Genomic DNA, 14,187 nt, shown 5'->3' on the forward strand with positions numbered 1-14,187 from the left:
AACCCGTAATGAGAAGCCAATACAGGGAAACGTATGAAAAATGTTCTGAATACATTTCTGCCGCTCTATACCACTACCCTGCTGATGCTGCTCGGCTCTGGCCTGTTGACGACTTACATCTCTCTGCGCCTGGCCCACGACGAAGTGAGTGGCACGCTTATCGGGGCGATTACCGCCGCGAACTATCTCGGGCTGGTCATTGGCGGTAAAGTCGGTCACAACCTCATTGCCCGCGTTGGGCACATTCGCGCTTACGTCTCCTGTGCCGGGATTATCACCGCCTCAGTGGTGGGTCATGGCCTCACCGACTACATTCCCCTGTGGATTTTCCTGCGCCTGATTATCGGCCTGTGCATGATGTGTCAGTACATGGTGCTGGAAAGCTGGCTGAACGACCGGGCAGAATCCTCCCAGCGCGGGACCATCTTTGGGCTGTACATGGTCGCCACCTACCTCGGCCTTTGCGGCGGGCAGATAATCCTGATGGCCGCCGCCGGAACCGGCCCGTCAATGCTGCTGATTGTCGCACTCTGCTTTGCCCTGTGCCTGGTGCCGATCGCGCTCACCACTCGCACAACAGCCCAGCCGATGTCGCCTGCGCCGATGGAGCTTGGCTACTTTTTCAAAGCCATCCCGAAGCTGCTGGCCGCTACGCTGGTGATGGGGATGGCAGCAGGTGCGTTTTATGGCCTCGCGCCCGTATTCGCCATTTCCAAAGGGCTGAGCACGCAGCAGACAGGGCTGTTTATGGGCGTCACGATTTTCGCCGGCATGGTTTCGCAGTTTCCACTGAGCTGGCTGTCCGACCGCTATGACCGTCAGCACCTGCTGTTCTATACCGCGGTGCTGTTTGCGCTGGCATCGCTGCCGCTGTCCGTCCTGCCCCATCTGGGGTTTTACTGGCTGCTGGGTATGGCGTTCGTGTCCAGCATGGCGATGTTCTCGCTTTATCCGCTCGGCGTGGCGATTGCTAATGACGCGGTAGACCCGGAGCGGCGAGTGTCGCTCACCGCCTGTCTGCTGATGGCCTTCGGCGTTGGGGCCTGCGTGGGGCCGCTTATCACCGGCGCCGTGATGCAACCCTTTGGCGGCAACGTGCTCTACTTCTGCTTTACGCTTTGCGGCGTCACCATCGGCGCAATCAGCTGGATCAGAAAGCGCAAGCCCGAAATTATCGTCGACGCACCGCTGCCGCACGTGGTGATGCCAGACAGCCTGACCTCTTCCCCGCTGGCGGTGGCGCTCAACCCTGGGCTCGACGAAGAGGTGATTCAGGAGGTCATGGTGGACACACCGGCAGAACCTTCGACAGAGGAGAGCGAAGCCGCGCGGTAATCTGGCAGGTGAACGGGGCCAGTTCAGGCCCCCGATTGTTCTGCGGCCAGCGTCTCTTTCTCTTTTTTGCGTGAATGCCCCGAGCAAAGGGCTATTCCAGCCACAATCAGCAGCGTGCTGACAAGATGGAAAGGATGCAGCGTGACGTGAAGAAACAGCACGCTCAGCAATCCGCCACTCAGCGGGATCAGGTGAGAGTAAACTTCGCCCCGCGTCGCGCCGATAGCATCGATCCCTTTGTTCCACAGCAGATAAGAGAGCCAGGACGGGAAGACGACCAGATACGCAAGGCCCGCTATAAATTCAGGTGTCGTATAGGCCGTTACGGAAGGTATTCCGTCTTTGACCAGCGCGTAGGCTAACACCGGAAGTAAAACCACCGCCCCGATACTGGCGCTGACGGCGACAAACGCATTGCCTTTCACCTCACGCGGTTTTATCCGCAGAAACGCGCAGTAGATAGCCCAACTGGCCGCCGACCCCATGGTCCAAAGATCGCCCCGGCTCAGGTTTTTCAGGGTATCGAGGTGCCACAAATCACCCTGCATAATCAGCCACAGCACGCCGAAGGAGCTCAGCACCACTCCGGCAATGTTGTTCCGGGATATCGTTTCTTTAAATACCAGCCGATTAATAAGCAACACCAGCACCGGCGTGGTGGATAAATATATCGCCGCATTTAACGATGAGGTGTATTGCAAACCAATGTACAGCGTAACGGGAAATAAAACCTGACCAAATAAAGCTAAAAAAAGGATAACCGGAAAGCATCTCTTCATCGCTCCCCACTGCGCTCTGACCTGCCTGAAATAGAGAACCATCAGCAGCATCGCCGTCAGAATCCAGCGAAAAGAGGATAATAAAAGCGGGTCGGCATGAGAGACAAGTATATGGCCCACGACATAATTTCCGCCCCAGAAACAGGCGGCAAGGCTGAGCAGTAAATAAGGCATAAGCTGTCCTGAAATAACGATAACGGGATAGGAAGAAGGTTATCGCCAGCACAATCGAGATGCTAATATAATGTTTTACCCATCCGGTATCGTTTTAAACTATGAAGTTTACACTGCGACAACTTGAGTTCTACATCGCTTTAGCAGAAACGTTACAGGTTTCTAAAGCCGCCAGTCGCTGCCATATCTCTCAGTCGTCGATGACCGTTGCCCTGCGAAATCTGGAAGAGGCGCTGGGCGCTCAACTCTTCCTGCGTCAGCCGAAAGGCATCAGGCTGACGGTGGAAGGCGAGCGCTTCCTGGCGCATGCCCGCAAAATTCTCACCGACAGCCAGCTTGCCATTGAAGATCTGCACCGCAAGCCAGAGACCGTGACGGGCGCGGTACGAATAGGGATCGCTCAGACGCTTTCAGCCTATCTGCTGCCTGAAATAATCAGCGACATTGAAAGCCGCTTTCCGCTCCTGAATATCGACTGGTACGAAGCAACAGCCCCCCAGCTATTGACCGCACTGCGTGAAAACAAGGTCGATTTTTGCCTGCTGCTGACCTCGAACATTGAGCACGACGGCAGTCTGAACGTCGAAACCTTCCTCCGTTCCCTGCGTCAGCTGTGGGTTGCGCCGGGCCACCCGCTGCTCAGCCAGCCGGTTGTCCATCTCCGCGACGTAGAAAAGTTGCCGTTTTTGATGCTCGACACCGACGAATACCCGACGGTTATCGGTGACGTCTGGCAGCATGAGGGCTATCGGCTGAATATCCATTTTCGCAGCAATTCATTCGAAGCCGTTCGCAGCCTGGTAGCTCAGGGAAAAGGCGTTACGATTTTGTCCGATCTGGTTTACCGCCCGTGGTCGCTCAACGGTCAGCGCGTGGTTCGCCGCACGATCGAAGACTGCATCACGTATATGGATGTCGGCGTGGTGAAAACCGTCGATCGTCCGCAGAGTGAAGCCGCCCAGCGAATGGTGGATTTTCTGCGCCAGGCGATTGTGCGTTTTGATCGGCAGGCCTGAATTTCAGGCAAAAAAAACCCTCTGCGAACAGAGGGTTGATACATTAAGTCAGAAAGATTATTCCCACTCAATCGTCGCTGGCGGCTTGCCGCTGATGTCATACACCACGCGGGAAATGCCGTTCACTTCGTTGATGATACGGTTGGAGACGCGGCCTAAGAAGTCATATGGCAGGTGCGCCCAGTGGGCAGTCATAAAGTCGATGGTTTCTACCGCACGCAGGGAAACAACCCAGTCGTATTTACGGCCATCGCCCATCACGCCGACGGAACGAACCGGCAGGAACACGGTGAACGCCTGGCTCACTTTGTTGTACAGGTCGGCTTTATGCAGCTCTTCGATGAAGATAGCATCGGCACGGCGCAGCAGGTCGCAGTACTCTTTTTTCACTTCGCCCAGCACGCGAACACCAAGGCCCGGGCCCGGGAACGGGTGACGGTAGAGCATGTCGTACGGCAGGCCCAGTTCCAGGCCAATCTTGCGCACTTCGTCTTTGAACAGCTCACGCAGTGGCTCAACGAGGCCCATCTTCATCTCTTTCGGCAGGCCGCCCACGTTGTGGTGAGATTTGATGACGTGCGCTTTACCGGTGGCAGACGCCGCAGATTCGATAACGTCAGGGTAGATAGTGCCCTGCGCCAGCCACTTCACGTCTTCCAGCTTCAGCGCTTCTTCATCGAACACTTCCACGAATACGCGACCGATGATCTTACGTTTCGCTTCAGGATCGTTTTCACCCGCCAGCGCGTCGAGGAAGCGCTTTTCACCTTCCACGTGAACGATGTTCAGGCCGAAATGATCGCCAAACATGTCCATAACCTGTTGGGCTTCGTTCAGGCGCAGCAGGCCGTTGTCGACGAACACGCAGGTCAGGTTTTCGCCGATGGCGCGGTGCAGCAGCATCGCGGTGACGGAAGAGTCCACGCCGCCGGACAGGCCAAGAATAACTTTGTCGTTACCAACCTGCTCGCGAAGGCGGACGATCGCGTCTTCGATGATTTTAGCCGGGGTCCACAGCGCTTCGCAGCCGCAGATGTCCAGCACAAAACGCTCCAGCAGACGCTGGCCCTGGCGGGTGTGCGTCACTTCCGGGTGGAACTGCACGCCGTAGAAGCGTTTTTCTTCGTTTGCCATAATGGCAAATGGGCAGGTTTCGGTGCTGGCAACGGTGACGAAATCAGACGGGATCGCGGTGACTTTGTCGCCGTGGCTCATCCACACGTCGAGCAGCGCTTTGCCGTCGGCGGTCAGGGAGTCTTCGATACCGCGAATCAGCGCGCTGTCGGTTTTCACTTCCACCTGCGCGTAGCCAAACTCGCGCTCGCTGGAGGACTCAACGTGGCCGCCAAGCTGCATTGCCATGGTCTGCATGCCGTAGCAGACGCCGAACACCGGCACGCCTGCATTAAACACGTACTCTGGCGCGCGCGGGCTGTTGTCTTCAGTGGTGCTTTCCGGGCCGCCGGAAAGGATGATACCGCTCGGATTGAACTCACGAATCTGCGCTTCGGTAACGTCCCAGGCCCACAGTTCGCAGTAAACGCCGAGTTCACGTACGCGACGCGCCACCAGCTGGGTGTACTGAGAACCAAAATCGAGGATAAGAATGCGATGCTTATGAATATTGTCGGTCATTGACGGTAATTCCAGGGCAAGTGAAACAAAATCAAAGCGCCCGGCGAGAGCCGGGCGCGGAATTATCAGGAACCCATGCGGTAGTTCGGGGATTCTTTGGTGATGGTCACGTCGTGAACGTGACTCTCCTGAATGCCCGCCCCGCTGATGCGGACGAATTCAGCTTTGGTACGCAGCGCGTCGATGGTACCACAGCCGGTCAGGCCCATACAGGAGCGCAGGCCGCCCATCTGCTGGTGAATGATCTCTTTCAGACGGCCCTTGTAAGCCACGCGGCCTTCGATACCTTCCGGCACCAGTTTGTCCGCCGCGTTATCGGTCTGGAAGTAACGGTCAGAAGAGCCTTTGGACATCGCGCCCAGGGAGCCCATGCCGCGATAGGATTTGTAAGAACGGCCCTGATACAGCTCGATTTCACCCGGAGATTCTTCGGTGCCTGCCAGCATGGAGCCAACCATCACCGCGCTTGCACCAGCGGCGATAGCTTTCGCCACGTCGCCAGAGAAACGGATCCCGCCATCGGCGATAACCGGAATGCCCAGACCTTCCAGCGCTTCAACCGCGTCGGCAACGGCGGTGATCTGTGGCACACCCACGCCGGTCACGATACGGGTAGTACAAATGGAGCCAGGGCCGATACCTACTTTTACTGCGCTGCAACCTGCTTCAGCCAGAGCACGAGCCCCTGCGCCTGTCGCCACGTTGCCGCCGATGATTTGCAGATCAGGGTATTTCGCGCGGGTATCACGAATACGTTGCAGAACGCCTTCGGAATGGCCGTGGGAGGAGTCGATCAGCAGCACGTCCACGCCTGCAGCAACCAGCGCATCAACGCGCTCTTCGTTACCCGCACCTGCACCAACAGCCGCGCCAACGCGCAGGCGACCCTGCTCATCTTTACAGGCGTTTGGTTTACGTTCTGCTTTCTGGAAATCTTTTACGGTGATCATGCCGCGCAGGTGGAAGCTGGCATCGACAACCAGCGCTTTCTCAACGCGTTTTTCGTGCATTTTCGCGAACACCACGTCGCGGGCTTCGCCTTCACGCACGGTCACCAGACGCTCTTTCGGCGTCATATAAACGCTGACAGGCTGGTTCAGGTCGGTAACGAAACGCACGTCGCGACCGGTGATGATACCGACCAGCTCGTTGCTTTCGGTCACAACCGGATAGCCAGCAAAGCCGTTACGGGCGGTCAGCTCTTTCACTTCAGCCAGGGTGGTGGTTGGCAGCACGGTCTGCGGGTCGGACACCACGCCAGATTCGTGCTTCTTCACGCGGCGAACTTCTTCCGCCTGGCGCTCGATGGACATGTTTTTATGGATAAAGCCGATGCCGCCTTCCTGAGCCAGGGCAATGGCCAGACGCGCTTCAGTCACGGTATCCATGGCTGCGGAGAGCATAGGAATGTTAAGACGAATGGTTTTAGTCAGCTGCGTGCTGAGGTCAGCAGTATTCGGCAGAACGGTGGAATGAGCGGGAACGAGGAGGACGTCGTCAAACGTCAGGGCTTCTTTGGCGATACGTAGCATGGGCAATATCTCTACCTGGAGGTTAATAAATATTGCCGTGGCATTATACAGAGCGTAATCGGTTGCATCCACACTTTTTTGCAAAAAATACTTGCACTGGCCTCTGAGCAAGTTACTATCGACTGAATAACCTGCTGATTTAGAATTTGATCTCGCTCACATGTTGCCCTCTCAATCTCCCTCAATTTTTACCGTCAGCCGCCTGAATCAGACGGTAAGACTGCTGCTTGAGCAGGAAATGGGGCAAGTCTGGATCAGCGGCGAAATCTCCAACTTTTCTCAGCCCTCCTCCGGCCACTGGTATTTCACGCTTAAAGACGACACCGCTCAGGTGCGCTGCGCGATGTTTCGCAACAGCAATCGCCGCGTCACATTTCGCCCGCAGCACGGCCAGCAGGTTTTAGTCCGCGCGAATATCACTCTGTATGAACCGCGCGGCGACTATCAGATCATCGTCGAAAGCATGCAGCCCGCCGGTGAAGGCCTGCTTCAGCAGAAATATGAACAGCTGAAGGCAATGCTGTCGGCGGAAGGTCTGTTTGATCAGCAGTTCAAGCAAGAACTCCCCTCTCCTGCGCACTGCGTGGGTGTCGTTACATCTAAAACAGGTGCCGCTCTGCACGACATTCTGCACGTGTTGAAACGCCGTGATCCGTCGCTGCCGGTGGTTATTTATCCCACTTCCGTTCAGGGCGAAGATGCGCCCGCGCAAATTGTTCGCGCGATTGAACTGGCAAACCAGCGCGAAGAATGTGACGTGCTGATCGTGGGCCGCGGCGGCGGTTCGCTGGAAGATTTGTGGAGCTTTAACGACGAACGAGTGGCGCGGGCAATTTTCGCCAGCCGCATTCCGGTGGTGAGTGCCGTCGGGCATGAAACCGACGTGACAATTGCCGATTTCGTGGCAGACCTACGGGCCCCCACGCCTTCCGCAGCCGCAGAAATGGTCAGCCGTAATCAGCTGGAGCTTCTGCGCCAGGTGCAGTCGGCGCAGCAGCGGCTGGAAATGGCGATGGATTATTTCATTGCCAACCGCAACCGCCGCTTCAGCCAGCTGCATCATCGCCTGCAACAGCAGCATCCTCAGCTGCGTCTGGCTCGTCAGCAAACCGTGCTCGACCGTCTGCGCCAGCGCATGAGCTTTGCGCTCGATAATCAGCTGAAGAAAACGACCCAGCGCCAGCAGCGGCTCACTCAGCGCCTGAACCAGCAAAACCCACAGCCGCGAATCTATCGCGCTCAGACGCGTATTCAGCAGCTGGAATATCGGCTCGTGCAGACGCTTCGCAGCCAGTTAAGCGCCACGCGTGAACGTTTTGGCAATGCGGTCACGCACCTGGAAGCCGTCAGCCCGTTATCCACGCTGGCGCGCGGCTATAGCGTCACCACCGCGTCGGATGGCAAGCTGGTGAAACAGGCGAAGCAGCTGAAAGCGGGAGAAACGCTGACCACGCGTCTGGCTGATGGCGTGGTAGAAAGTAAAGTGACAAAAGTGACACCCGTGAAGAAAACGCGGGCGCGTAAAGCGCAACCGTAGCCCGGTAAGGCGTAAGCCGCCACCGGGCATAAGCCATCAGGCAACAACAAACTCCACGCGCTTTTTCGAAATCAGCCCATGGCCGTTCTGGCAGAAATAATCCACCGCACCGCAGGCCTTTAGCACTTCCAGCGGCTTATGACACTCCGGGCAAAGCGCCTGTAAAGCAAAATCCTGCTGACAGTGCGCGCAGTGTCCCTGTTCGCCCTGCTGTTCCAGCGCGCTATGACAAATCGGACAATTCAGTTCCATCGTGATCTCCTGATGCATGTGATGAGAAGTTAATGAGCACCGCGCAGCAGCTGCTGTAATTCCAGCAGCGCAGCCACTTCGGCGATGCGGCGCTGAGTGAACTGGCTGACCTGGTCTGCGGCTCGCACAAACAGGCTGTTTTCACCGAGGATCCACCGCGCCAGGCAGCGGTCGTAAACCGGGCCGTTCAACGTCCAGCGCTGCACCGTTTCCCCCTGCCAGATTTCCAGCACGTCATTTGCCCCACGGCGATCCTGGCTGAGAATAGTGCCGTCGAGCAGATGAAGGCGAATTCCTTTCTGGCCACCCGCGGGACCTGCGTATTTGTTCAGCCACATTTCCAGCGGAATGCCGCAGAGTTGCCCTTGCAGATGCGCGCTGCCTTCCGCGGTCGTAAAATCGCCTTGCGCAATGGCGTTGCCCAGGCGGTCTTTGGCCTCAACCAAAGTAAGCGCTAACTGATTATTCACCCCGAGCGTCGCCAGCGTCTCATGCATCATCGCCAATACGTGGGTTCCGATATCCACAATGACGCCATCAGGGTGTCTGAGCGTGCGCGTGTCCGGCTCGCCGGTGGCGAAATTAAGGGCAACAGGCTCACCCTTGTCGTTAAAGCCGCTGGGCTCTAACAGATAGCCTTCGATTTTAACGATATCGACAAGCGTGAGCGGCGGCACGGCCAGGGAAACATCAGACTCAGGTAGCCAGTCGCTTTCCACTTCCCCGCGCACTATCTGCGCCACGCCGTCCCTTGCCATCCAGTGATCGAGCGCGAGAACGCGGCGGGCGTTTTCAGGCTCGGCCAGCAGCGCCTGAAGCTGATCGAGCTGCTCCAGCGTGGCCGCGACAGGTTTTTCCACCACGATACGCGGCACGTCAGACGCCAGTATCTGTTCCAACACGGGCAAATGCCACAGCGAAGACGTGGTGATGAAGACAATCTCAGGCTTTTTTGCCAGCAGCGCGTCCAGCGATTCGCAGCGCTGAATCCCAATGGGTGCGCGGGAGGCGTCCACATCAAAGCCGTAACAGTGCTCAAGTGGAATATTCAGCCGCTTCAATGCCGGCAGGTATGCGGTTTCAACGACTGCGCCGAGACCCATAAATCCAAATTTCATCATCAACCTCAGAAAGAAAAAACCCGCCATAAAGGCGGGTTAGTATCAGTTCCGCGCCAGCATTGCTGCGGCGGTTACTTGCTTTTCTTGATGTGTTTAATCAAACGCTTACGCTTACGCATCTGATTTGGCGTCAGGGTGTTGCGCTTGTTGGCGAACGGGTTATCCCCTTCCTTGAACTGAATGCGGATAGGCGTGCCCATCACATCCAGCGACTTGCGGAAGTAGTTCATCAGGTAGCGCTTGTAGGAATCCGGCAGGTCTTTCACCTGGTTGCCGTGGATGACCACAATCGGTGGGTTGTAGCCACCGGCGTGCGCATACTTCAGCTTCACGCGACGGCCACGCACCAGCGGCGGCTGGTGATCGTCCTGCGCCATGTTCATGATGCGGGTCAGCATCGCGGTGCTCTGGCGTTTGGTCGAGCTGTCGTAGGCTTCGCGGACAGATTCGAACAGGTTGCCAACGCCGCTGCCGTGCAGGGCGGAGATGAAATGCACACGGGCAAAGTCGATAAAGCCCAGACGGAAGTCGAGGGTCTCTTTCACCTGCTCGCGCACTTCATTGCTCAGGCCATCCCACTTGTTGACGACAATCACCAGTGAGCGCCCACTATTGAGGATAAAGCCCAGCAGCGAGAGATCCTGGTCGGAAATGCCTTCGCGGGCATCAATGACCAGCATCACCACGTTAGCATCTTCGATAGCCTGCAACGTTTTGATTACCGAGAATTTTTCAACGGTGTCGGTGATTTTGCCGCGTTTACGCACGCCCGCGGTGTCGATGAGCACGTATTCACGCTCGTCGCGTTCCATCGGGATATAGATGCTGTCGCGAGTGGTGCCCGGCATGTCGTAGACCACTACGCGGTCTTCGCCGAGGATACGGTTAGTTAGCGTTGACTTACCGACGTTCGGGCGGCCAACGATAGCCAGTTTAATTGGCAGGCTACGCGGGTCGAAATCGTCTTCCGGTTCCTCTTCTGCTTCTTCACCGTTCTGCTCAGCTTCAAACTGCGCCCAGTACTCGGCGTCTTCGTCTACTTCTTCCGCCGGTGCCAGCTCTTCCATAAACGGCAGAAGTGCTTCTTCAATCAGGCTGGTTACGCCACGACCGTGGGAAGCCGCAATCGGGTGAATATCGCCGAGGCCCAGGGACCAGAAATCAGCCATGGCCTGATCCGGGTCGATGCCGTCGGTTTTGTTGGCCACCAGGAAAGTGGCTTTTTCACGAGAGCGCAGATGTTTGGCGATGGCAATGTCCGCAGGCATCAGCCCGGCGCGCGCATCGACCATAAACAGCACCACGTCGGCTTCTTCAATCGCCAGCAGCGACTGTTCCGCCATGCGCGTTTCCACGCCTTCTTCCGTGCCGTCGATACCTCCGGTATCGATACAGATAAACTCGCGGCCTTCCACTTCAGCACGACCGTACTTACGGTCACGAGTCAGACCCGGGAAATCCGCGACCAGCGCATCTCGCGTGCGCGTCAAACGGTTAAACAGCGTGGATTTTCCAACGTTAGGGCGCCCGACAAGCGCGACCACAGGTACCATGATAAATGCCTCTTAAAATCTAAAAACAGTAAAACGGCCCCTGCTAAAACAGGAGCCGTTTGCAATGCAGACTGCGAACAGACTTAACGCGTAATGGAGTACAGCGTACCGTCTTTCGCCTGGATCAGCAGTTGACCATCGGCCACCACAGGATCGGTCAGGAATCCGGAACTGTCCACTTTTTGCTGAGCAACAAAGCGGCCATCCTGCGGATTCATCCAATGCATGTAACCTTCGCTGTCGCCAACCACCAGGCTGCCATTGTACAACACAGGTGAGGTCAGCAGACGGTGCAGCAGATCGCTCTGCGTCCACAGCGTCACGCCGCCATCGGTGCTCAGCGCCAGTATGCGGTCATTCTGATCGACCAGGTAAATACGATTACCGTCGACCACAAAATCGTTCACCGAGCCCAGCTCACGTTTCCACATGATCTGACCGCTGCGCAGATCCAGCGCGGTCAGGTTGCCGTTGTACGCCAGAGCATACACGACGCCGTTAACAATCACCGGAGTGGTGTCCACGTCGCTCAGGCGATCGATTTCAGTCGGACCAGTAGCCTGAGAAATACGCTGCTGCCAAATCAGCTGGCCCTGCTGCATCAGCACGGCGTTCACGCGACCGTTATCACCGCCGACGATAGCCGCGCCAAACGCGACTGCCGGTGCGGATTCGCCGCGCAGGGAGAGCGCTGGCATGTCGAGGTTAACGGTCCATTTGACGCTACCGTCAGTTTCGTTCAGCGCCTGCAGCTGGCCGTTGCTGGTGTGAATCAGCACCATGCCGTCGCTGACCACAGGACGAGACAGAGCTTCACCAGCGACGCGGGTCTGCCATGCCACGGTACCATCGCTGGTATTCAGGGCATAAACCTGCGCTTTTTCAGAGCCCACGTAGACGTGGCCACCGTTCACCGTCAGGCCGCCGGACAGCAGCGCCGGAGCACGTGAGAACCAGCCATCTTTCTCGGCCAGATTGACGGACCAGACTTCTTCCCCGCTATCCGCGTGCAGCGCTTTAACGGTACCTTTACGGTCCGCTGCGTACACCACGCTATCGGCGATAGCTGGATGCAGGTTGGAATAGAAATCACCAATACCGCTCCCTACGGATTCGCTCCAGGAGGTCGACGGAGTAAACTGATTTTCAACCGTTGGCAGCGGGGACATTTTCACAACGTCTTCTTCGCTGTTAAACAGTGAACAACCGCTCAATAACGTAACAGACAGCAGTCCTGGCAAAAGTAATTTACGCAATTGCATCGGGTCCCTCTCAGATGGACAAATTATTCATTTTCATGCGCATCATTTCGCTGAGCGCAGGGGAAGCATCACTTTTCACACCGGCTTCCCAGGCGGCACGGGCCCCCTGCTTATCGCCTTTGCTCAACAGGATTTCGCCGCGTAAATCTGCAACGATTGCCGTCCAGCCTTCCCCTTTAATCCCTTCTAGGGTTTTCAGGGCAGCGTCCGGTTGTTTCATTTGCAGCTGAACGCGCGCCAGACGCATATTGATAACCGATTTCAGGTTGTCATCAGGCGCGGCAGCGAGGCCCAGCTGCAGCTGTTTTTCTGCTTTATCCAATTCACCGGCATCAACAAACTGCTGAGCCAGCTCGAGGGCCGCAAAGGCACCGTAGGCATTCTTTTCACCGGCAGCGATTTTCTCTGCTGCGGCATAAGTTTCAGGCTTGCCTGCTTTCAGGCCGGTCACGGCAGTCTGATAAGCCTGTGAACTCTCACGCGAAGTATCTTCCTGATGAGACGTCCAGTAGCGCCAGCCGACCAGCGCACCAATCCCAAGGATGACGCCAACCGCCAGCGCTTTGCCGTTTTCAGCAAAGAAATTTTTGAGCGCGTCGACCTGTTCGTTTTCGTTGTTGTAAACTTCCACGCAGTTCTTCTCCTGAATAATAATCCTGGGCGATTAGCCCAGCAGTGTGCGCAAATGCGCGGCAACGCTGTCCTGCGTTACAGTCGTCTGCTCACCAGAGCGCAAATCTTTCACCACCACGTTGCCGTCGGTCACTTCCGATTCACCCAGCACCAGCGCGACGCGAGCGCCCCACTTATCGGCACGAGCAAACTGCTTCTTGAAGTTACCGCCGCCGTGGTTAGTCATCAGTTTGATGGCTGGCAGCTGGTCACGCAGGGCCTCGGCCAGGCGCAATGCAGCAGACTGAGTACCGGTGCCTGACGCGACCAGGTATATATCGACAACAGGATCGGCCTTAAATTCCGGATTCACTGCCTGAACCAGTAAAACTAAACGTTCGAGGCCCATCGCGAAGCCCACGGAAGGCGTAGGACGCCCGCCCAGCTGCTCGACTAAACCGTCGTAACGGCCGCCCGCACAGACCGTGCCCTGCGAGCCGAGGCTGCTGGTCACCCATTCGAAAACGGTGCGGTTGTAATAGTCAAGACCGCGCACCAGGCGCTGGTTAACCGTATAGGCGATGCCCGCTTCATCCAGCAGCGCGCAAAGGCCCGCAAAGTGTTCGCGGGAGTCTTCGTCGAGATAATCCCCCAGCGCTGGCGCGTTATCGAGCAGCGCCTGAACGTCCGGATTCTTGGAATCCAGCACGCGCAGCGGATTGGTATACATGCGACGTTTGCAGTCTTCGTCGAGCTTATCTTTGAACTGTTCGAGGTACGCAACCAGCGCTTCACGGTAGTTAGCGCGAGCCTCCAGCGAACCGATGGAGTTCAGTTCGAGACGCACATGTTCGGAAATACCCAGTGCACGCCACCAGCGGGCGGTGAGCAGGATCAGCTCGGCGTCGATGTCCGGGCCCTGCAGGCCAAAGACTTCGCAACCCAGCTGATGGAACTGGCGGTAGCGCCCTTTTTGCGGACGCTCGTGGCGGAACATCGGGCCAACGTACCACAGACGCTGTTCCTGATTGTACAGAAGACCATGCTCAATGCCGGCGCGTACGCAGCCCGCAGTGCCTTCAGGCCGCAGCGTCAGGCTGTCGCCGTTGCGGTCCTCAAAGGTATACATCTCTTTTTCAACGACGTCGGTCACTTCGCCGATCGCGCGTTTGAATAACGGGGTCTGCTCTACAATCGGCAAACGGATTTCGCTGTAACCGTAGCTGCCGAGCACCTGTTTCAGTGTGCCTTCAATGCGCTGCCACAGAGCGGTTTCGCCCGGCAGGTAATCGTTCATGCCGCGAATGGCTTGAATGTTTTTTGCCACGTTTTTTCTCTTTATAGATACAAAAATGAACCCTGACGCCCGGGGCGCCGCG

General features: G+C 56.9%; 12 protein-coding genes. 3 read left to right on the plus strand and 9 right to left on the minus strand.

Translation table 11 applies throughout. The features are described from left to right. The first annotated feature begins 33 nt into the window (after positions 1–33). A complete protein-coding gene (locus CRO87_RS12425) occupies positions 34–1,335 on the plus strand; it encodes an MFS transporter (protein WP_097163258.1) in 1,302 nt (433 codons plus the stop codon). Between the two features lie 23 nt (positions 1,336–1,358). Here the strand turns inward: CRO87_RS12425 and CRO87_RS12430 are convergent, their stop codons facing one another. Then, entirely contained in the window at positions 1,359–2,288 is a 930-nt protein-coding gene (locus CRO87_RS12430) for a DMT family transporter (protein ID WP_097163259.1), read from the minus strand. A 101-nt stretch (positions 2,289–2,389) separates the two neighbouring features. On the opposite strand from CRO87_RS12430, the gene CRO87_RS12435 reads away from it, so the two are divergent. Continuing rightward, the gene (locus CRO87_RS12435) at positions 2,390–3,304 is read left to right on the plus strand and encodes a LysR family transcriptional regulator (RefSeq protein ID WP_097163260.1); all 915 of its coding nucleotides are present in this window, start codon (positions 2,390–2,392) and stop codon (positions 3,302–3,304) included. 57 nt (positions 3,305–3,361) lie between these two features. On the opposite strand, the gene guaA is transcribed toward CRO87_RS12435, so the two are convergent. Both guaA and guaB read right to left on the minus strand, forming a co-directional pair. Next, entirely contained in the window at positions 3,362–4,939 is a 1,578-nt protein-coding gene (gene guaA, locus CRO87_RS12440) for a glutamine-hydrolyzing GMP synthase (protein WP_097163261.1), read from the minus strand. 65 nt (positions 4,940–5,004) lie between these two features. Beyond that, positions 5,005–6,471 carry an IMP dehydrogenase gene (guaB, locus tag CRO87_RS12445; RefSeq protein WP_097163262.1) on the minus strand — a complete coding sequence of 489 codons (1,467 nt, stop codon included), beginning with the start codon at positions 6,469–6,471 and terminating at the stop codon, positions 5,005–5,007. Positions 6,472–6,631: 160 nt separating this feature from the next. On the opposite strand from guaB, the gene xseA reads away from it, so the two are divergent. Further along, the gene (xseA, locus tag CRO87_RS12450) at positions 6,632–8,008 is read left to right on the plus strand and encodes an exodeoxyribonuclease VII large subunit (RefSeq protein ID WP_097163263.1); all 1,377 of its coding nucleotides are present in this window, start codon (positions 6,632–6,634) and stop codon (positions 8,006–8,008) included. Between the two features lie 36 nt (positions 8,009–8,044). Here xseA and CRO87_RS12455 read toward each other — a convergent pair whose 3' ends face one another. The 6 genes from CRO87_RS12455 to hisS all read right to left on the minus strand — a co-directional run bounded on the left by CRO87_RS12455 (position 8,045) and on the right by hisS (position 14,135). Then, positions 8,045–8,260: a zinc ribbon domain-containing protein gene (locus CRO87_RS12455; protein ID WP_097163264.1), complete on the minus strand. Its 216-nt coding sequence runs from the start codon at positions 8,258–8,260 to the stop codon at positions 8,045–8,047. A 29-nt stretch (positions 8,261–8,289) separates the two neighbouring features. After that, complete coding sequence (locus CRO87_RS12460) at positions 8,290–9,378, minus strand: Gfo/Idh/MocA family oxidoreductase (protein ID WP_097163329.1); 1,089 nt, start codon at positions 9,376–9,378, stop codon at positions 8,290–8,292. A gap of 74 nt (positions 9,379–9,452) precedes the next feature. Beyond that, positions 9,453–10,934: a ribosome biogenesis GTPase Der gene (gene der, locus CRO87_RS12465; RefSeq protein WP_097163265.1), complete on the minus strand. Its 1,482-nt coding sequence runs from the start codon at positions 10,932–10,934 to the stop codon at positions 9,453–9,455. A gap of 83 nt (positions 10,935–11,017) precedes the next feature. Then, positions 11,018–12,196 (minus strand): outer membrane protein assembly factor BamB, encoded by a 1,179-nt coding sequence (gene bamB / locus CRO87_RS12470; protein WP_097163266.1) that lies wholly within the window; start codon positions 12,194–12,196, stop codon positions 11,018–11,020. A gap of 10 nt (positions 12,197–12,206) precedes the next feature. After that, on the minus strand, positions 12,207–12,827 hold the full coding sequence (locus CRO87_RS12475; RefSeq protein ID WP_097163267.1) for a YfgM family protein: 621 nt from the start codon (positions 12,825–12,827) through the stop codon (positions 12,207–12,209). Between the two features lie 33 nt (positions 12,828–12,860). Further along, the gene (gene hisS / locus CRO87_RS12480; protein WP_097163268.1) at positions 12,861–14,135 is read right to left on the minus strand and encodes a histidine--tRNA ligase; all 1,275 of its coding nucleotides are present in this window, start codon (positions 14,133–14,135) and stop codon (positions 12,861–12,863) included. Between the last annotated feature and the right edge of the window lie 52 nt (positions 14,136–14,187).

It is taken from the genome of Enterobacter sp. CC120223-11 (assembly GCF_900215375.1).
Taxonomy (GTDB): Bacteria; Pseudomonadota; Gammaproteobacteria; order Enterobacterales; family Enterobacteriaceae; genus Scandinavium.